Source organism: Spirosoma liriopis (genome assembly GCF_023196085.1).
Lineage (GTDB): Bacteria > Bacteroidota > Bacteroidia > Cytophagales > Spirosomataceae > Spirosoma > Spirosoma oryzicola.
This window is the reverse complement of record NZ_JALPRF010000008.1, coordinates 12,567-32,927: the sequence shown is the minus strand read 5'-3', so window position 1 is coordinate 32,927 and position 20,361 is coordinate 12,567. Positions and strand designations below refer to the sequence as shown.

Sequence of the window (20,361 nt, the reverse complement as noted above, 5' to 3'; positions counted from 1 at the left end):
TAACGTCTATGTTTTCTTTTCTACCCGTTTCGTTTAAGTCAATCTTGACTGATACCCCGCGTCGGCTTCGCTCGAAGCAACGGTGCGCCCCCCAATGGGCTCATGTGGGATCGTTTGCTTTACTTTGGTGTCTGCTGCTAAGCGGAGCCCCGGCAAGCCGGGCCCAGCCTTTCAATCCCAATGGCATCACGGTTGCCGGGGGCAATGGAGGTGGTACGGGTATGGGTCAGTTAGATAACCCGCAAAGCATTTATGTGGACGCACTGGGTAATGTCTACATAGCCGATAAAAGTAGCGACCGCATCCAGCGCTGGGCTCCGGGCGCCACGCAAGGCGTTACGGTAGCGGGCGGCAATGGAAAAGGCAGTGGGGCAAACCAGATAGACGCGCCCGAAGGCGTATACGTCGATACAGATGGAAATATCTACGTGTCTGAAGATAATAATAGTCGCGTGAGCCGCTGGAAACCGGGGGCTAGCCAGGGCGTTACGGTAGCGGGCGGTAACGGAGGTGGCAATGGGGCAAATCAGCTACTAGGGCCACAAGGTGTTTACGTGGACAAAGCGGGTAATCTTTATGTTGCGGAATATTACAACAATCGCGTGACCCGCTGGGCACCGGGCGCTACGCAGGGCGTTACGGTGGCGGGCGATGGTAGTTCTGGCATCGGTCCTGAGCAGCTAGATGGGCCAACAGACGTAGGCATGGATGCTGCGGGTAATCTTTTTGTTTTAGAGAATGGCAACAATCGTGTAACCCGCTGGGCACCAGGCTCGACGCAGGGCATTACGGTAGCGGGCGGTAATGGAGGGGGCGACGGGGCAGATCAGCTAACTTATCCCGAAGGTTTTTACGTAGACGCAGCGGGGTATTTGTACATCGCTGATACGGGTAATGCCCGCGTCCAACTTTGGAAACCGGGGGCTACGCAAGGCATTACGGTAGCGGGGGGAAATGGAGTTGGTAACGGAGTAAATCAGCTGAGTAGACCACTAGATATCTGGATAAACCTCGCTGGCAACCTTCACGTCTCCGATGGTTTTACTAATTATCGCGTTCAACGATTTGATAACCTGGCACCCAGCCTCACCGGTCTACAGGCCCAGCCAAACCCGGTTTGTAGCGGCCAGCCCGTTAGCTTCACCGCTACAGTAGGCAGAACAACGGGTACCTACAGCTACACCATAACCAATGGTATAGGCAGTCTACTGACGGGCAACGCCAGCAGCACCAGCTTTAGCCAGAGCCTGACGGCCACCGGGTCAAATCCCCAGTCGTATACGCTGACGGTCTCGACGCTTATGAACTACAGCGCCACGGCGAGCGTCTCCCTGACGGTTATTGCCAGACCAGCAGCCCCCGGAGTCAGTAACCTCACTTACTGTCAGAACGTGGTAGCCTCGGTCTTGACGGCCAGCGGCTCAAGGCTTCGCTGGTATGATGCCAGCGGCAATCCCCTGCCCGAAGCACCAAGGCCTGCCACCAATCAGGTTGGTAGTACCACCTATTATGTCACCCAAGCCAATGATAGCGGGTGCGAAAGCGAGCGGGCGGCACTCACCGTCACGGTGAAGCCTACGCCGACCACTCCCACGCTGGTGACCCAGTCAGGTGGAGCCTACCCTGCCGGGGTGAGTAGCCTGATCATCTCCCAGAACACGGGCAATGTTATCCTGACCGTTTCGGGTTGTCAAGTGGGTAGCATCAGCTGGCAGGGGGGCAACAGCACCACCCTGGCCGTCTCAACGACTAATCTGGGTACGCAAAGCTTTACGGCTAGCTGCACCAGCAACGGCTGCACCAGCCCTACGGCTACGGCCACAGTGACGGTTGTAGCTTCTACGCTCAAAGTACTCTCACGTGATCCCGACAACGGACAGCTAGGTAACAACACCATCAAGCCTTACCTGTTGCTGCAAAACGCGGGTACCACGCCGATCCCGTACAGCACAATCACGTTGCGCTACTGGCTGACTACCGAAAACAACATTCCGCTGCTGTTCCAGAAAAACTACGTAGTTATCGGTCAGGGTAATCTGAATCTGCGCTACGTGCCGCTGGCAACTCCTCGTCAGGGGGCCACGGGCTACATCGAGTACAGCTTTAGCGGAGGAGCAAGCAGTCTGGCTCCCAACAGTGACTCAGGCCCGCTGGAGGTGCAGGCTACCAAGCAGGACTACAGCCGTTTCGTGCAGAGCGACGATTATTCGTACATCAACAACAGCAGCTTCACGCTTAACGCCCGCATCACGGCGTATCAGAACGGGGTGATCTTCTACGGCACCGAACCCACGGGTAGCGGTAATGCCCGTGAAGCAGTGCCGGAAGCAGGCTCGTTGCTAGTGGTGAAGGTGCTGGGCAACCCAGTGGTGGGTTCGTCGGCCGAGGTAGAGATCAGCGGAGCTAGTGGTCAGACGGTGCAACTGAAGCTGGTTGACTTACAGGGGAAATTGATAAACGGTCATTCCATTAAGGAAGCTGGTTTAGTAGAACGGGTGAGCCTGCCGTTGAGCAACGTGCAAGGGATGCTGCTACTAAAAGTAAGTACGGCTACCCACCGCCAACAAATCAAACTTTTACGACCCTAATTTTTCTAAACACACCCTCAACCAACAGCGCCCGGATCGTCACTGATTAGGGCGTTTTTATTAGCGTATTCTTTCGTTAATCGTAGCCTGGTCAGAAATTTAGGCTGTGTATGCCAATGTCCCGATGATAAACTGCACGGTGGCGACCAATCATTCTTTTCAAACATGTTGTTAAATAAGGGTAAGAAACTAAATACGTTACATACTGAAAAAGCACAACTGCTTTATTATAAATTTTATTAACTCTTGCACCTAAACTATCTGAGACAAGTCAGCAAGTCGCACCTGGTTAAAAGCAGAACAACTTTAGTAAAAGTTACAGGCTACTCGAAGGTAGATCAACATATTTCTATTGGATTGGACTACCATATAATAAAAAATAGGCGAGTAAAATAAATAGCTTAACAAAAGGAATACATGTACATATATATACCCATAAGTGTAGAATATTCTCTACACTTATGGAAAATAAACTTGCATTACTTGGTGTCGAAATACATACAATCCGACTATGGTTTGCAGACAACGTCCTTGAGTTTAAGCATGGAAAGCCTTCGCTCTAATTTAGAATGATTTTAGCTATGGTTTGGTAGCGGAATTGCGCCGACGTGGAAGCATATACGTTTTTGGGCTTGACGATCCCTAATAACGGCTTCACCAATTGGAGAAAACAGCGACAAAAAGTATAGAACGGCGTAAGTGACTTGTTACTCTGCTGAAAAATAATCGTCAAAAGATCACCCCACTGTTTTTATTACCCACTTTATTGACCAGAGTTTCTATGAATGCACCTCTCCCTCCATTGTCAAAACTCATCAAGATTCCGGGAATAGCTTCCCCCGTTCAAAGCGAGACAATCTCCCATTTCGAAGGCTTCGGAAATTATTCACGCCTGTTTTTTTTAGGAAAATCTGCACCCGTTGTCGTAAGCCAGACGCTCAAATTATTTGAGTTGCAGCTTCCTAACTTCCTGCGAGTCAGCAAATCGCACCTAGTAAATCCACAGCACATTATTTCGTTGGATAATCTAAAGGGCCGCTCCAATCAGCTAACACTCAGCAACGAAGTATTTGTGCCTGTATCAAGACGACGAATCGATGGAATACGAACTCAGTTGAGTGTACAAGGTGTGCATTAGCTGGAACCCAACGTATCTGACTTTTCCAATTCTTCTCACTTGCCTGCTTCTCCTTCCTGTCTGAGTTCGTTAGCGACAACTCCCATTCCCCAACACACGGCGAATCAGTCCGCTTTGGGTAACGTATCAGTGTCTTACACCCGGTTTATCCTGCTGCTACTGGTTGGACTATTTTACTGCATGGCCGCTCTGGAAGTTGATCCGGGCGACGTTGGCGATAGCTTTGGTGACGTATTCGATACCTACCTGCATAGTCAATCGGCTAAACCATCGGATCATATCCGGATAGCAAATAATGATGCATTAGTCGAAACCAGCTCTTTTACCCCTATTTCCTCCAATACTGTTTACGTCTGGATTCAAAAACCTATCCTTCCCGTTTCTCCTCTACTCACGCGACGACGATGGCATTTACTGTGTTCAGTCTGGCAGATTTGATCGGCTCGGCTAATCTGGTAATCGTTTGAATACGATCTGCTCATTCCACTTTTACACTAACTCGTTCGAAACGAGCTAGATATTCACGATTACGCTTACCCCATCAGCCATTAGCGTGCATATTGTTATCCTTGTTTTCAAGCTACTGCAACGAGGCTTCTTACCTGGAGCTGGCCCGTACTATTACGGTCAATTCCGAGCTACTTACTTTCCGATCCCCCACTCTACTGATCCATTGTCTTTTTTTTATGTTGCTCAATCGAAATAAATATCGCTTACTCAGGAATAGCCGATACGGTTTATCCGCTCTCCTCCTGGGGGTGACGATGATCCCACTCCTTGCCAGTCCGGCTGACTCGCTAAAGGGACCTAACCGTCTTCCTTCAAAATCCAATTTGCGCTGGACCATCCCGACCCCATCGCTTGTCCAATCCCGCACAATTCCGTCAAGATGGGGAGGATTCGTAGAAGCAGGCGGTCTGGCCTCTTCTTCAGGGGTAACCCCCTTCTGGATGCAGACGAATCAGTACGGTGTTGTCCCGAAAGCCACACCAACGGGGCTCATTCGCCTTAATGTAAACCGCTCATACGGAAGGGATTCATTAACTAATCGGCGAAAAACCGACCTAGGCTACGGTGTTGAGCTGGCCGGGCAGGTCGGTCAGGTAAACCAGTTGCTGGTCGTTGAAGCCTATGTCAAAGCCAGGTGGGGTATCGCCGAGATATTCGCCGGTCGGCGACGGCAGCGGGTAGGTCTGGCCGAAAGTGCGCTCTCGTCGGGCTCCTACATCTGGTCGGGCAATACACTGCCCATCCCTCAGGTGCAAATTGGATTTCCCGAGTATGTTCCAATTGGCTTCACCAAAGGTTGGGTTGCGCTGAAAGGCTTTATTGGTCACGGCTGGTTTGGTGACGACGGCTATGTGCGGGGTTCTTACCTCCACCATAAAGCAATTTTTGTTCGGCTGGGCCGACCACAGGCGAAGGTTCAATTCTACGGGGCTTTTACTCATTTTGCCCAATGGGGCGGGTATGCGCCTTTCCTTGAGCAGGACCCCACTAGTTCTTTCAACGGACAGATAGCCCAGAGTTGGGATGCGTTTGTCAACGTAGTCTTGCCGTTCAAAACCGACGCCCTGAAAGACCGTACCAAGTTTACCACGTTTGACCAAAACCGGGTAGGTGACCACCGGGGTACAGCCGAGGTAGCAGTTGACATCAAGCTGGCTCAAGGAACCCTCCGCGCCTACCAGCAACACTTTTATGACCTGGGTCGGAAGCTTTACAACTTCCGTAATATCGAGGATGGTCTATACGGTTTGCGGTATGTGCGAGACACACCAAAGGGCTTTTTACGGGAAGCAGTTCTTGAGTTGTTTAACTCAGGAAACCAGGGCGTACTTCAGTTTGGACGTAGCTTGGGTGGAGAAGCAGAAAACTATTTTTTGAACGGCCAGTATCCGGCCAGCTGGTCATATCAGGGACGCACGATTGGTACACCCTTTATAACCCAGAGCAGTGATGCTGCCAGCAATTTGCCCCGCATACCGTTTTCGGGCTACACAGCGGACAATCAACTTATTGAAGGCGTGCACGGCACTAATAATAATCGGGTGTGGGCTTTGTATGGCGCTTTGTCAGGCCGGCTAAGCCCTCGTTGGGCCATTGAATCAAAAGTTTCTTTTAGCCGCAACTATGGCACATTCTCTAGTCCTTTTCCTGCTGGCACCGATCAGTGGTCGGCGCTGGGTTCGTTAGTTCATTCCGGCACAAAAGGAACCCAAGTACTTGTCTCGTTAGGGTACGATCAGGGACGATTGTTGGCTAATCCGCAACAGATTGGAGGATATTTGGGTCTTCGCAAATACTGGAGACATCTACCGTAAGCCACCTTATGCATTATAAATTTTTTTGGCTGAGCCTCGTGGGAGGCAGTGTTGCGACGACCTGGCTAGGCTACAGTCTGGTGAATAACTACTTTCAGGAATGGACTCGGTTTACTAGCCCCGCCCACCTGGATTACGGTTTCTGGATTAAGACCCTGGCGCTGGTTAGCTGGCTAATGACCGCTATCTTCTTCATGCGGGATCGAAACAATTTAACCCGAAACAGGTGACTTCTTTTCTAACTAATTTTCTTTCAGGAGTTGAGAGAGAATGTCGTTCGAAAAGGAGCGCTTGATCGTAGAAAAATTAATCAGGATAGCCAGCAGACGGATCGTTTACCTTGATCCCGTCTGCTGGCTATCCTGATTTTATTATTTTAAATCGTGCAATATGTTGCGTGAGTCCTATAGTCAGCTCAAGCCGATAGAATCTGGCGATAGGTAGTAGGTGTGTGTTTGTAATAGCGTTTAAAGAGCTTGTTGAGATGGCAAACGTCGGTAAAGCCGAACTCGTCAGCGATCTGAGAAATGGTCAGCGGGGTTTGTCGCAATTTTGTTGCGACCAGTTTTAGTTTGTGCCGGATAATAAACTGCTGAATAGAGTCCCCAACCTGCTGTTTGAAAAGAGCGCTTAGATGACCCGGTGAATAGTTGAAGGCATCAGCAATCGTATCCATGCGCAACCGATCTGGTTCTCCAATATGCTGACTAATGTAAGCGATGATCTGGCGGCTAAGGTTCGATGAAAAGGTTTTATGAGACATAGCAACGGCTCCTCGTTCGCTAAGTAAGCGGTCGACCAAACTTAGAATAATCTTCATCAGTGATTCAACAAGAGGGTTATCCATCAGGGGACGAAGGCTGCGTTCTTCCGATAGCATCATTGAAACCAGCACCCGTAAATTGACCTGATCAGTGACTTCGCTGGCAATTGACCCCAGGCCCCGCAAAGTAGTACTGCTTATATAATTCCATGGTTGATCGTTTATGGCTAATAAGCTAGCGATGTAGAGTGGTGAGAAACACAATCTGTAAAGACTCGTTTGCTGTGTTATCAGAAAGCTATATTGGTCCTGCGCGCCCGACAAGAAAACATCGCCTGATCGATAAGAAAATTGCTCATCGTTAATCAGATACTGACCTCTTCCTGACCGAATCAGAATGAGTTCATAACAGTCGAAGAGCCGACTGAGTGTAACCCATCGATCTAAGTCGAGGTGTTCTACACACAGATACTTTTGCGGAATAAAGGCTTTCACAAGTAGTAAGTTTTAGAGGATGGGGTACTGATTAACTTCCGAGGCTAAGATGGTGCCACAACTACTCACCTAAGCCAGTTCTCGAACAATACACTGATTATTAATAATTTAAGAATAGAAAAGAACAACTGTATTACCTCCAATATAATGGAGACTTCATTATATTGGAGGTAATACTTGGAGAGCCATTGGAGCCTTATCTTTGCGTGTTGCTACCGTCACCGGGTCGATATGCTGCCAGCCAACGAACGTACACCACTCCCCTCACTGCTCATCGTAGAGGATGAATTTTTGATCGCCAATGATTTACGGCGTATTCTAACGAAAGGTGGCTACCAGATCGATGGAATTGCCGGATCTGTAGAAGAAGCGAAAGGACAGATTGCCGGTAAACGTCCTGATATTGTATTGCTGGACATTTTTCTTGATGGTCATGAAACAGGTATAGACCTGGCCCATTGGTTAAATAAGCAGGCTATTCCGTTTGTTTTTCTGTCAGCTAATCTGACGGATGGCTTGCTCGAGGAAGCCAAAGTAACACAGCCGTTCGGCTTTCTGACAAAACCGTTTCGGGAGAAAGACGTCTTGTCGACGCTGGAAATAGCACGCTACCGTTACGCACATAGCGAAGAATCCAAATTACGTCAACAACAGAGTATTCAGATCGCTGTCAACAACGCCAGCATCAACATGCAGGATCGCGAGCAGTTCTGCTTAGCTATCGCAGACCAGATCAACCGCTTTGTTCCTTTTTCGTTTTTCACCCTACAGATTGGCCTGCCCGAAGAATCGTCGTTTTACTGGCTGATGCTGAAAAAAACCGCTGATAACACGTTCAGTAAAATCAGCCTAATAACCCTACTTCAAGATGAAGCCGATGAGTCGTTTCTTAAAAAGCTCGATCAGGAAGCGCCGGACCGGCTGAGTGAAAAAACCGGCGTATTTAGTGGAGAAACGTTTGACCAACTTTGTCAATCGTACGTAACCGCGCGCGCCTGCCGGGATAAATTCAACGTTCGGTCTTTGGCGTTGTTTCCAATTCCCCTGAAGCGCAATGCCGTAACAACCATCACGTTGTCCAGTACGCTGACCGATGGTTTTTCGGCCAAAGATTACCAAACAGTTGATCTGATCTGCCCGCAAATTGCGTTGACGCTGGATAATTTGCTGGCTTACCAGGAACTCGATACGCGCAGGCAGATTAAGGCAATTGAACTAGCTGTTGCCAACGCCTTTCGGAGCGAAGCCAGCATGAGCGCTATCCTTGTACTAGTCGCTCAAGCAATTAATGAACTGCTGCCCGTTGATCTACTCGCTCTTTACCGGATCAATGGCCTGCAAACTTCGGGGGCCGATATACTCAGTACGGTACAGAAAATCAAAGGACAATTTGAACCATTAGATTCTCAGTCGTTGCCTTTGTACTCAACCATCAGCCCTTCCAGTTGGGAAGCGGCTCTGGTCGGAATGCAAGCCTGTCTGATGAAGCCTACACTTCATGTGGGCCTTCAATTTACCCAGCAGGCAACGGACAATGTGGTCGGTGAACTATACCGAAAAGAACTGGGTCTGCAATCGTTCATGTACGTGCCCATTTCCAATGGTGAACAACCGGTGGCTTCACTGATTCTAGCTAGCAAAGCGCCTTATGCTTTTACCTACAAAGACCTCTATACATTGCAGGATATTAGTCAGCACATGTCACTGGCCCTGGAAAACGTGCTTGCTTTTGAGCGCATCAGAATGCTAAGCGAGCGGCTGGAACAGGAGAAAACTTATCTGGTCGAGGAGATAAAAACGAGTCATAACTTTGGTGAAATTATTGGCCATAGTCCTGCTATGCAGGTAGTCTTTACCAACATTAGTCAGGTGGCGCCAACCGATGCTACTGTGCTGATTCTGGGCGAGACAGGTACGGGTAAGGAGTTGGTAGCCAGAGCTGTGCACAATCTATCATCGCGCAAGAAACGGGACATCATCAAGATCAACTGTGCCGCCTTGCCCGCGCAGCTAATCGAATCAGAACTCTTCGGACACGAACGAGGCAGTTTTACGGGGGCGACCGAAAAACGGATTGGAAAGTTTGAACTGGCCAGCGGAGGAACCTTGTTTCTGGACGAAATTGGCGAACTCCCCCTTGAATTACAGGCGAAACTTTTGCGGGCCATTCAGGAGAAGGAAATTGAACGAATCGGCGGGAGAGGTCCTATTCGGATCGACGCGCGCATCATTGCGGCTACAAACCGGAACCTCCAGCAAGAGGTAGCTGAGGGTCGGTTTCGCTCGGATCTATATTACCGGCTGAACGTGTTTCCGATTGTGGTGCCGCCTTTGCGAAACCGTACGGATGATATTCAACCGCTGGCCCTGCACTTCCTGCGACGCATCAGTAAAAAGCTGGGTAAGCCATTGACCGGTATCGCCAACGATACGCTACATCAGCTACTTACCTACTCCTGGCCGGGAAATATTCGCGAGTTGGAGCACGTATTGGAGCGAGCCGCTATCCTAGCACGGTCTGCCATACTAGAACTAGCCGAACCGCTACAGTCAGCGCTCCAGACTGACTTGTCGATGGGAACGAGCCCACGGGTCGAGCACGTCCAGCCTATTGACGAAACCATGCGGGAGGCAATTCTGGCGGCTTTAACAAAGGCGGGGGGCCGTATTCGGGGACGCGGTGGAGCCGCTGAACTGCTCAACCTTAAACCGACGACCCTCGAAGCCCGGATGAAAAAACTCCGCATACTCTTAAGGCGGTAACGGCTGATGGACGCTATTCATCGTTTTGACCTTACCGGGCGTGCCGTACAGCCTAAACCGTACTCCATACTCTTGAGTCATTGATTTACACCAGCTCCTTGCTAGTTAATTTCTTTAGATCTGCGTCCACACCGGTTAGCGTTTTTACCCAATCCGTGTTCTCCTACAACGCCCCTTTGACATGCGTTTTTTTAGCTAGTATCCGGCAACGAGCATTTTGCAATCTCCGCTTAATATACCACATAATCATCATTTCTTACCGGTAAGCCAGCACTACTACACATTACTTTTGACCTCACTCCCACTTTGTGCCATCAACGGCTGAGTGATGTTTTCCTTGTAGCGATGCATTCATTAGAAACGGTAATCCTGCTTCTCGTATTCGTTCTTGGGCTAGCCCTACTGGCTCAACGTATTCATCTGGTTTTTCCAATTCTGCTAACGGTGGGCGGCTTAGTAATCGGCTTCATTCCGGGTTTACCCCGCGTGGTACTCGATCCGTCAGTGGTGTTGCTGGTATTTCTGCCCCCCATCCTATATAGCGCGGCCTGGTACACCAATTGGAGCGATTTCCGACAGTACGTCGAACCCGTCATTGTGCTGGCCCTAGGACTGGTACTGGTAACCAGCTTGGGCGTGGCATTGCTGGCCCATTCTATCATTCCGGGATTTACGGTATCGATGGGTTTGTTGCTAGGCGCTATTATTTCTCCCTCTGATGCCGTTGCTGCAACCACGATAATGAAGACGCAGTCGGTACCCCGTAAAATTGTCACGATTCTGGAAGGAGAAAGCCTGGTCAACGATGCCTCTGCGCTGGTACTGCTACAACTTGCCCTGACTTCGGTTACTACCGGAGCATTTTCCCTGGAGAACGCTCTGTTGGAATTTGTAATACTGTCTGTTGGTGGTATCGGTACAGGGCTGGCTCTCGGATTTATTTCGTTTTGTATCCACAAACACGCCAAGTTGGAACCCGCTCTTGAAACGGTACTGACGTTTGTGACGGCATATCTGGCTTATCTGGTTGCGGAGCACCTGCACCTCAGCGGTGTGTTAAGTGTCGTAACCGCAGGCTTGTTCATTGGTCACAAGCAATCGCGGGTGCATAGTCCGATCGTGCGTATGCAGGCAGTAGCCGTCTGGGATTTTGTTATCGTATTGCTAAACGGACTGATTTTTATCCTTATTGGGCTTCAACTACCGCACGTAGTGAACGCCATCCGAGGGCAATCGGCAGACTACCTTTGTGTGTACGGCATTGGAATCAGCCTGGCAGTTGTCGTCATTCGGTTTGTGTACATTTTCATGGCTGACACAGTTTCAAACCAGATCCGCAGCCTGATCCACCGGGCACCTATTTTTCCGTCCCGCCGGTATACGACATTGCTGGCATACATCAGTATGCGCGGCATTGTTTCGCTAGCCGCTGTTTTGTCCATACCCGAAAAACTGCCAAACGGTAGTCCGTTTCCAGGACGAAACCTGATCTTGTTTATTACCTTCTGCGTCATTCTGTTTACGCTGGTCGTACAGGGAATACTATTACCGCTTGTTATTCGAGCGCTGGCGTTTGGGCAACCTTCCACTGATTATTTGTCCCGACATGAGGTACAAAAACAGCTTTCCCAGCGAGCATTAAGGCAGGTGCAGCGGTTGATTGATCAAGATAAGCTGACAGGGATTGCCGTACAGGCGGTTATTGCTCAGCACCAGATGCGGGTACGAGAACTGGCAAACGCTGAAACGGCACCACTGCTGGACCAGCACCAACTCAACCAGAAGTTGATGCTGACGAGCATTCAGGCGCAGCGGGATGAACTGATCAATCTGCGGGACCGGCAGCAAATCGATATCGAACTGTTCCATGAAATGGAAAATGAACTAGACCGGCAAGAAATACAATGGCACCCTGTAAGCGGATAAAGCAATCAGGAGTTCTTTATGCCATTCGATCCGTTTTTTTGTGTTGATTGAAATCCAGTTGAACCCGTACCCCCGACTGCTGACGACCAAGAATCTGGAGTTGAGCCCCAATCTGACGGCTCAGGCCCTGGATCATGGTTAGTCCTAAGGTAGAGCTTTGGGTAGGGTTAAACGCCGTTGGCAGGCCAATACCGTTATCCTCAATTAGAAGCCGACAGGTCTGTTCGTCCAACGGCTGAAGACTTACCCAGATAATACCGGGCTGGTTGACTCCATAGTCGGATTCAGGAAAGGCGTATTTAAGTGAATTGGTGATGGCCTCATTCAAAATCAGGCCAATAGGCGTTGCCAGGGTAACGTCTAATTGAACAGGAGCAATATCCAGTACGGTCTGAATAGGCAGGTGATGGTTGAAGGATTCCAATAGATAATCAACGACTTCACTGACGTATTCGACCATATCTACTCTGGCCAGGTGTTCGGACTGATACAGCCGCTGGTGGATTAAGGCCATAGCCTGCACCCGGTTCTGACTCTCCCGGATAGCGGCCAATGCAGTGGCATCGTGGAGATAGTCGGACTGCGCGTTCAGTAAACTGGTAATTATTTGCAGGTTATTTTTGACCCGGTGGTGAATCTCTTTCAGCATCCACTCCTTTTCTTCCAGTAGCTCTTCTTTTTCGACTACCATGCGTTCAAGGGATTGGTTTTTCTGGTCGATCTCCTGTTGTTTGGCTTCCAGTAACCGATTGCTACGCTGTTTGAGCCGGTACCGATTGTAGCTGACACCCAATAGCCCAACAAGCAGAATAACGCCCCCCAGAATGGCATTACGCGTCGTTTCTGCCCGTTTCAGCGCCGACTGCTGAAGCTCGCTCTGTTTCGTTAACAGGCTAATATTCTGTTCTTTCGCACGGGTATCGTACTGAATTTGCAACTGCGCTAACTGCTTGCTCTTGGCTTCGTTAAACAGCGAATCGTTATAAGTTTTGTATTGGCGCAGGTGGTCAATCGCCAACAGATAATTGCCTTGTGCAGAGTCTACCTTAAACAGCATGAAATGAATATCACGCAACGTTGATAAGGCTTCTTTCTGGGGTAAGATGGTCAGGGCTTTCGTCAAATAATAACCCGCTTCCGGATACTTCTGCCGCCTGATGTAGAATGCGCCAATGTCCTGCCGGACTTGTAGTGACTGTTCGAAGTCGAGATTATTTTTTTCGTACCGGAGCAGCGCTTCTCGGTAATAGCGCTCGGCCAGCTCGTAGTTTTGCAAAGCATCGTAACAGTAAGCAAAGTTCTGGGCCACGCAGGCTTTTTGAATAAGTGTATTCGTCGGAATCGCTGCCACCAGATTCTTTAGAAAACGAAGGGCCTCCTGAGGCTGTCGTTGCGCAATCAGTTCTTTGGCAATCACACCCGCTGCGTTGAACAAGGCAAAATTGGGCAACCCTTCCCGGCGCCAGACGACAAGCGATTTTTTGTACCAGTCAATGCTTTTCTGGTGGTTGCCAGCGACTTCGTACACCTGTGCCAGATCGCCGTAAAAAGCGGCTGCTGAGGCCGTGTCAGCGGTTTGTTTCATCGTCTCCACGCACAACAGCGCATACATCAGCCCTTCATTCAGATTTCCTTTCAGTCGGCCAATGGTAGACAAGAGATTGTACGTGTAGTGAAGTTTCCGGTAGTGAATCGCTTTGTAGCGGCTCAGAACGGCCAATAGCTCTGACTCGGCGGTCGCTAACTTACCTTCGTACAAATGAGTAATCCCGATTTCCTTTAGGGCGTTGATTTCGTCTATTGGCTTGTTCAACGACCGATAAATAGCGGCTACCTGACGAAAGTTTGCCAGTACAATTGTCGAGTCGGGTGCATAGTTACGTAACCAGGTGGCGAACCTATAGCGGGCAATCGCTTCACCCTCCTTGTCTCCCGAACGTTGACAGTTTCGGATTAATGTTGAAAATCGCGCTCGGCCAGAAGCAGTCTTGCCGCCTTCCAGATCCGCAACAATAGACAAGCTCTCTGTTTCATGTTGCCGGGTTACTAACCGCAATGAGTCGCTTAGTTTTTGCGCTTGTCGCAGGTACATCCGGCTACTGTCCAGATCCGTCGGCGATTCACCAGGTTTGTAAATATGAAACTTGCTTAATTCCAGTAAAATAGAAATTCGTTTTTCACCAGAGTAGTTCTTTTGCAGGTCAGCTAGTAAGCCGTTTGCCTGCTGGCGGGTGATGTTTTGTCCAACAGTCGCTAGCGCACACAGAAGCAGTACCAACAGCATATAAGCTCGCTTGTAGCCTGAACATATAGTCGGCGGAATAAACCGTTTGACAATAAGCTTATCTACGCCAGAATGCATACCCTGTTTTATCGTACAACGAACCATTCGGATAACTAAGAGCGATTAGCAGACCCGCTAATCGAAGGGCATATCAGACAAATATAAGCCGAATGGAGGTCAGCAGATACTTTTTTGTTCGCTACGATTTAAACAACCAGCGAGCCACAAACCGGACGTAGCGGGGCATAATGACAAACGTCATTAACCCAACAATGATCAGGCTGGTAAGAAACGTTCGGATCAACGGAATAGTCAGAAAAGGAACGGTAATCGTGATTGGGGTAAGAAGCTGCGGAATTAGCAACGATAGCGGAAAAATGGCCGACAATGTTATCAAAAACTGCTTGTAAGGCGGGGCAATCTGGCTGTTGCGCGGTGGGGTAAACCAAAACTCAAGCCCTGTTCTGATATCAATTTTCTCGTCTTCATTCAGTAAAGAGCGTACTTTGTCCGTCAGTTGTCTGCGCGTGTCGGATTCCAGCCAGTCGCGTAGGTTAGTTTCCGAATCAAAATGCAGCACAATGGTATATTCGTCACTCTGACCGTGCGGACGAATCACGTTCACACCCCGGTGGCCCGTTGCCGCCTGAGCCTGCGGCACAATTTCCCGTAACCAATTTTCATAGGCCTGAATCTGCCGTTTATAAGGGCGCTGAACAATAATGGTTGTCACAGCACTGTTTGTGTTGATCGAAATACTTGAAGCCATCTGATGCGTTGTCCGTATTCGTTGCAGATAAGACCACAGTCGAGTTCAGCCCAGTTCCAATGGGTAATCTCGACTGCGGCAGTAGCGATAGCAGCACCCGCGACCGTCTCTCAGAGCAGGCTGTCTAACGAACAGCTTTGTATCTAACTTTAACGGTCACTATTGATCGATAAGGTATGTTACATAGTTTGTAGAACCGGCAGCGCTTTCTCGATTCGGCTTCGCGAGGCTTCGTACTGTTTGGGAAGTTTGAGGTTGCTACCCAGTTCGGCAAGCGACTCGTCAACCGTAAAGCCTGGGTTATCGGTGGCAATTTCAAACAAAACGCCCCCTGGTTCGCGGAAATAAAGTGAAAAGAAGTAGTCGCGGTCGATCTTGGGTGTAATCTGTAAACCGCTGGATAGAATCTTATCCCGAAACTCCATCTGGACCGTATCATTGGCTACTCGAAAGGCAACATGGTGATTGGTCCCGGCGGCATTACGTCCCCTTTCTCCTTTCGGCTCTTCCAGCAGATCAACAATGGCGGCTTCGGGTACGGTATTGGTTTGAAAGCGGTATCGGTTACCTTCCTGCGATTGTAATCGATAGCCAAAAATATCGGTCAGGACTTTGGCGGTAGCGTCAATATTTTGCAACGTCAGCGTGACGCTATGAAAACCTCTGGTGGCTGTATCCTGCTTAATGGTTTCTGTTTCCCAGGCGGGGCGAGTATCAGGTTGTTTTGGCACAACAAGCGTCAAAGCTAGTCCATCGGGGTCCGTAAAGGGCAGGTACTGTTCTCCAAACCGTTCACCCGGCTCACCCATCGACACCCGCGCTTCGCGAAACCGACCGATCCAGTTTTCCAGACTGTCTGCCGGTACCGAATACCCGATTTCCGTAGCCATGCCAGTACCGTTACGTCCGGGGCCGATGCCTTCCCAGGGAAAAAAGGTCAGTATGGTTCCAGGAGTCCCTTCTTCGTTGCCGTAGTAAAAATGGTATGTGGTCGGGTCATCGAAATTAACCGTCTTCTTGACCATCCGGAGCCCCAGCACGTGGGTATAAAAATCATAGTTGCGTTGGGCGTTATTAGCAATTGCCGTAATGTGATGTAGGCCCAAAATGGACTGATTCATAACGAGAAAAGTAAGTTGGGAAAAGGTAAACCCGGTCAGGGTTATTTGTACAGGTTAGTGAGTAAACCAGCCATCTCTCGTATCTAGACGATGGCTGGTCAGGTTTAGTCTTAGCTTGCATTATAAGGCACTTTAACAAAAAAGCAGTGACAGAGCCTATAAGTTTTCTTTGTTACGCCAAGAGCCTTTGCTACGCGTCTGATTTGATGAATGCCAGCAGATCAGCGTTGATCGTAGCCGCTTCTGTGGTAGGCATACCGTGCGGAAAGCCGGGATACGTAATCAGACGCCCGTTCTTGAGCAGTTTGATGGCTTTGCGGGCTGCAACATCAATGGGTACAATCTGATCATCTTCTCCGTGCAGGACTAATACGGGAATATCAATAGTTTTCAGATCTTCTGTAAAGTCGGTTTCCGAAAAGGCTTTGATTCCGTAGTAATGCGCGTTGATCCCACCCATCATACCCTGACGCCACCAGTTATCCCGTACGCCTTGTAGAGCAGTTACACCGGGACGATTATAGCCATAGAAGGGCAGCGTAAATTCGTAGAAGTATTGCGGACGCCGGGTCGCCGTATTTTCTCGTATATCATCGAATACAGACATCGGCACCCCGTCGGGATTCGAGTCACGGGCCACCATCAAGGGAGTAACGGCACTGATCAACACCGCTTTGGCAACCCGGCCCTGCCCGTATTTGGCAACGTAGCGCGCTACTTCGCCCCCTCCTGTCGAATGGCCAACGTGAATGGCATCTTTCAGGTCAAGAAATTCGACCAGTTCGGCAGCATCAGCAGCGTATGTGTCTATATCATGACCGTCTGTCGTTTGTGTAGAGCGACCGTGGCCTCGTCGATCGTGCGCCACGACCCGGTACCCCTGCTTCAGGAAAAACATCATCTGAGCGTCCCAATCATCGCAGGATAACGGCCAACCATGATGAAACACAACGGGCTGTCCTGTGCCCCAGTCTTTGTAATAGATCTTGGTACCATCTTTAAGCGTTAGCGTAGGCATACTTGTAGCGTTTTGCTGGTTAAAGAAGCTCGTAGTGACGTACATCGGCTACGAATTAACAAGACAAAGTTGGCGCGAAGTCGTCTGCCGGTAGCGGTACGAATCGGGGGTTATACGGTACTTTAAACGGTTCTTTATAAAAAGATTACGTGAGTGAGCAGTGTTAACAACAAAACATTACCTACTCTTGACGATCAGATAAGTTACAATTCATAGCACGCCAAATACTTTCGCTGTGTAACCGCCGATGTTTGATATTTTCTTACTTGCGTTTTGAAGCTGAATTTCATATAGTTTCTTGTTGATGACGGCAGGTTCGAAACGAGCTAAAATAAATTCGATCTGGTCAGAACGAAGCTTAAACTGAGTCATCATTCTTTCGTGAAGTTCGGACACGGTGGGCGGCACCTCAAGGGCTACGGTTGTTTTTGTTTTAATAACCCACTTCAATTGAGCAATCCGCTTGCCCACACGCTGGGTAAAGTACTCAACATGCAAGTCGGATTCGTGATTAATCTCTTTCACCGCCGGTATCAGCACGCGTTTGTTAAAATCCCGCCAGTCTTCGTACTGTTCTATTTCCGTAACAGGATCGTAAAGTCGAAGTCTGGTTTTAAGCTCGAGTATCGAAATTTTCATCAAGCCAGCTTTTTTCCAGGACGAAAGCATTTCGTAGATACGCTTGGAATACTTTCCCGGCAAATTCATTGCGGGTTCTTTTCCAAACGTGGTGAACCGACCATTCTCTAGGTTGAACAGGAAAGGGCGCAGATCGGAGTCAATCTTGAAAGTCATCGTCCCTTTACCGTAATCATACAACACCGACGAGAACGGAGCTACCTGAAGCAACTTCCCTCCCACCGGAATATTCATGATCTTCTGCATCATTCCTTCCGTTGCCAGTTGTAAACTTTTGTAAGGGTTAGCTGTGTCCGTAATAGCCATGATATCCTTAACCCGAACAACGTAACGCTTATCATCTGGATCATCCTTCTTGATTTGTGACTGCACCATATAAAGTATATTCTTTTGAAGTGCACTCATGTCGTAGTAGGCATTCGTCAACGCATTGGCCTGAAACAAGGTCTCCGTCTTGGCATCCAGCTTTAGGAGAGTCAGCTGATTACTGGGCGTTCGTTTCATTCGGGGTTGAAGGCTAGTTATCCACAAATGTAAGTAAATGTGGTCATGTCCACAAATCACTAGTTTTTTGTCCACGTTTAAAAATGCCTCACTAGTTTTTTGTCCACGTTTAGAGCCGATTGTGGATAACTTTTGTCCACAATTGACTAGTTTTTTGTCCACAATTGACTAGTTTTTTGTCCACATTAGCGGTAGAAATTTGTCTATAAGTATCTAATTATCAGCTATTTACCAAAGCTCTTAAAATAACAAAGTAGTAAAGTAATAAATGATTCACAAGTAATTTGAAGAAACGGAAATTAAAGAAAAAAGGTAAAAAAGATACGTTAAATTGAAGATAACGAAGAAAGAATATAAAATCATTCAGCTTATGATTTATCTAAGGGGTTGACTAGTTTTTTGTCCACATTTGGAATGTAGTTCGTTGACTATCAATAAGTTAAATATTTTAGGAAAACAACAACAGAAAAAGTTCGCTATCGAACATCGGAATAGCAACTTATTGATTAACAGGTCTCTATTAAGCCAAGGAACGCTAGAGTGATTTACCCTTATTCTATACGTGGACACTCACTAGTTTTTTGTCCACATTAAACAATCAATATGCTGAATACTAGATAAATACCTCTTGTAGAAGAGATAAAACCTAACAGCTTTTTACCCAAGTTTTGTCGCTATACACCTATAAACCGCACAGTAATCTTACTTTTTTATCCAGTAGTATACTCTTATACTCGATACTTACTAAGCGGACTTACTCTTTATACATAGTACTCACAAACAAGCTATATACTTCCGCATAATCAAGTAGCGATTCATACCGTCATCATGAGTTTTATTACTTACTACACAAGCTGGACAGAGATACTTATTAACGTGCATTCGCACTACAATCACCTACCCTGATCAGATGGTAAAGGTCGTAGATAACAACTGACAGTAATGGCAAACAAAGTACAGTAGATGCCCTAGCAAATAAACGACAACACATTGATCTGTCTTATATTTATACCGGGGTAGTAGCTTTAGTAAATATTAGTCCTATTTTTGAGGCAACCATTCAACACCTAAGCAAATGTTGACACAAGACGAAGTCTTTAAGTTTTTGAAAAAGAAGCCAACGCTTTCACAGGCTGGAATAAACAAAGAGGCTGGCCTACCTACAGGTACACTTACAAAAGCGATAAATGGTTTACGAACTTTGTCAGAGTCACATCTTAAGGCACTTGAACCCATTCTCCGCCAGTACGGCATAGAGGATTTTCTAAACCGCCGAGCTAAGGTATTAGCTGTTGTTAATCACAAAGGCGGAGTTGGTAAAACAACCACTACAATCAATTTAGGGAAGGGCTTAGCCAATCGTGGACAGTCTGTTCTACTAATCGACTTGGATTCTCAAGGCAACTTGTCACAAAGCCTAGGTGTGCACAATCCCCAACAACAACTCTTGCAAGTCCTAACTCAGGGAGCATCTATGCCCATTGTGCAACTAAAAGAAAACTATCACTTAGTCCCAAGCGATCTGGAACTCTCGAAAGCCGAAGCTGAATTGACCAAGACGCCTAGTGGTGTATTACGCTTCAAGAACGCATTAGCTCCCTTATTGGCACAGTACGATTACATTCTCATCGATTGTCCCCCTTCGCTGACTATCTTCACCTACTCAGCCCTGGTGGCATCAACTGCCGCATTGGTTGTGCTCGAGCCGGAAGCATCAGCCGTAAAAGGGATGTACAACCTACTTGAGCTTATTCACGACATAAAAGAGTCCTTCAACGCCCGGCTCACTATTGAGGGAATAGTTATGGCCAGAGTGAATCCGCAATTGGTACTTCACCGGGAGTTAATGGCGCAAGTACGGGCCGATCTAAGGGATCAACCATTCTTCAATACAGAGATCCGACAAAACATATCCTTGGCCGAATCGCAATACGTTGGTCAGGATATTTTCGATTACAAACCTTCATCTCCTGGCGCTATTGACTACCAAGCTTTGGCAAACGAAGTAGTTACAAAGCATTCAGCCTAA

14 protein-coding genes are annotated in these 20,361 nt (G+C 48.2%); 8 read left to right on the top strand and 6 right to left on the bottom strand.

Annotation, left to right across the window (positions count from 1 at the left end; genetic code table 11):
- The first annotated feature begins 8 nt into the window (after positions 1–8).
- The 5 genes from M0L20_RS26195 to M0L20_RS26175 all read left to right on the top strand — a co-directional run bounded on the left by M0L20_RS26195 (position 9) and on the right by M0L20_RS26175 (position 6,280).
- Positions 9–2,588, top strand: a complete 2,580-nt coding sequence (locus tag M0L20_RS26195; protein ID WP_248480144.1) for a cellulose binding domain-containing protein — start codon at positions 9–11, stop codon at positions 2,586–2,588.
- A 781-nt stretch (positions 2,589–3,369) separates the two neighbouring features.
- Positions 3,370–3,726 carry a LytR/AlgR family response regulator transcription factor gene (locus M0L20_RS26190; protein ID WP_248480142.1) on the top strand — a complete coding sequence of 119 codons (357 nt, stop codon included), beginning with the start codon at positions 3,370–3,372 and terminating at the stop codon, positions 3,724–3,726.
- Between the two features lie 39 nt (positions 3,727–3,765).
- Entirely contained in the window at positions 3,766–4,164 is a 399-nt protein-coding gene (locus M0L20_RS26185; RefSeq protein ID WP_248480140.1) for a hypothetical protein, read from the top strand.
- A gap of 326 nt (positions 4,165–4,490) precedes the next feature.
- Complete coding sequence (locus M0L20_RS26180; protein WP_248480139.1) at positions 4,491–6,050, top strand: capsule assembly Wzi family protein; 1,560 nt, start codon at positions 4,491–4,493, stop codon at positions 6,048–6,050.
- 8 nt (positions 6,051–6,058) lie between these two features.
- On the top strand, positions 6,059–6,280 hold the full coding sequence (locus M0L20_RS26175) for a hypothetical protein (RefSeq protein ID WP_248480138.1): 222 nt from the start codon (positions 6,059–6,061) through the stop codon (positions 6,278–6,280).
- 185 nt (positions 6,281–6,465) lie between these two features.
- Here the strand turns inward: M0L20_RS26175 and M0L20_RS26170 are convergent, their stop codons facing one another.
- Positions 6,466–7,308, bottom strand: coding sequence for an AraC family transcriptional regulator (locus M0L20_RS26170; protein WP_248480137.1), 843 nt, complete (start codon positions 7,306–7,308; stop codon positions 6,466–6,468).
- Between the two features lie 231 nt (positions 7,309–7,539).
- Between M0L20_RS26170 and M0L20_RS26165 the strand changes: the two genes are divergently transcribed.
- Entirely contained in the window at positions 7,540–10,071 is a 2,532-nt protein-coding gene (locus M0L20_RS26165; protein ID WP_248480136.1) for a sigma 54-interacting transcriptional regulator, read from the top strand.
- A 345-nt stretch (positions 10,072–10,416) separates the two neighbouring features.
- Positions 10,417–11,997, top strand: a complete 1,581-nt coding sequence (locus tag M0L20_RS26160; protein ID WP_248480135.1) for a Na+/H+ antiporter — start codon at positions 10,417–10,419, stop codon at positions 11,995–11,997.
- A gap of 16 nt (positions 11,998–12,013) precedes the next feature.
- On the opposite strand, the gene M0L20_RS26155 is transcribed toward M0L20_RS26160, so the two are convergent.
- The 5 genes from M0L20_RS26155 to M0L20_RS26135 all read right to left on the bottom strand — a co-directional run bounded on the left by M0L20_RS26155 (position 12,014) and on the right by M0L20_RS26135 (position 18,332).
- On the bottom strand, positions 12,014–14,359 hold the full coding sequence (locus M0L20_RS26155; RefSeq protein ID WP_248480134.1) for a histidine kinase dimerization/phosphoacceptor domain -containing protein: 2,346 nt from the start codon (positions 14,357–14,359) through the stop codon (positions 12,014–12,016).
- A gap of 121 nt (positions 14,360–14,480) precedes the next feature.
- Complete coding sequence (locus M0L20_RS26150) at positions 14,481–15,050, bottom strand: antibiotic biosynthesis monooxygenase (RefSeq protein ID WP_248480133.1); 570 nt, start codon at positions 15,048–15,050, stop codon at positions 14,481–14,483.
- A gap of 179 nt (positions 15,051–15,229) precedes the next feature.
- Complete coding sequence (locus tag M0L20_RS26145) at positions 15,230–16,171, bottom strand: ring-cleaving dioxygenase (RefSeq protein ID WP_248480132.1); 942 nt, start codon at positions 16,169–16,171, stop codon at positions 15,230–15,232.
- A 190-nt stretch (positions 16,172–16,361) separates the two neighbouring features.
- Positions 16,362–17,189, bottom strand: coding sequence for an alpha/beta fold hydrolase (locus M0L20_RS26140; RefSeq protein WP_248480131.1), 828 nt, complete (start codon positions 17,187–17,189; stop codon positions 16,362–16,364).
- 210 nt (positions 17,190–17,399) lie between these two features.
- Entirely contained in the window at positions 17,400–18,332 is a 933-nt protein-coding gene (locus tag M0L20_RS26135; RefSeq protein ID WP_232563569.1) for a replication initiation protein, read from the bottom strand.
- Between the two features lie 1,075 nt (positions 18,333–19,407).
- Here M0L20_RS26135 and M0L20_RS26130 point away from each other — a divergent pair.
- A complete protein-coding gene (locus tag M0L20_RS26130; protein WP_248480130.1) occupies positions 19,408–20,361 on the top strand; it encodes an AAA family ATPase in 954 nt (317 codons plus the stop codon).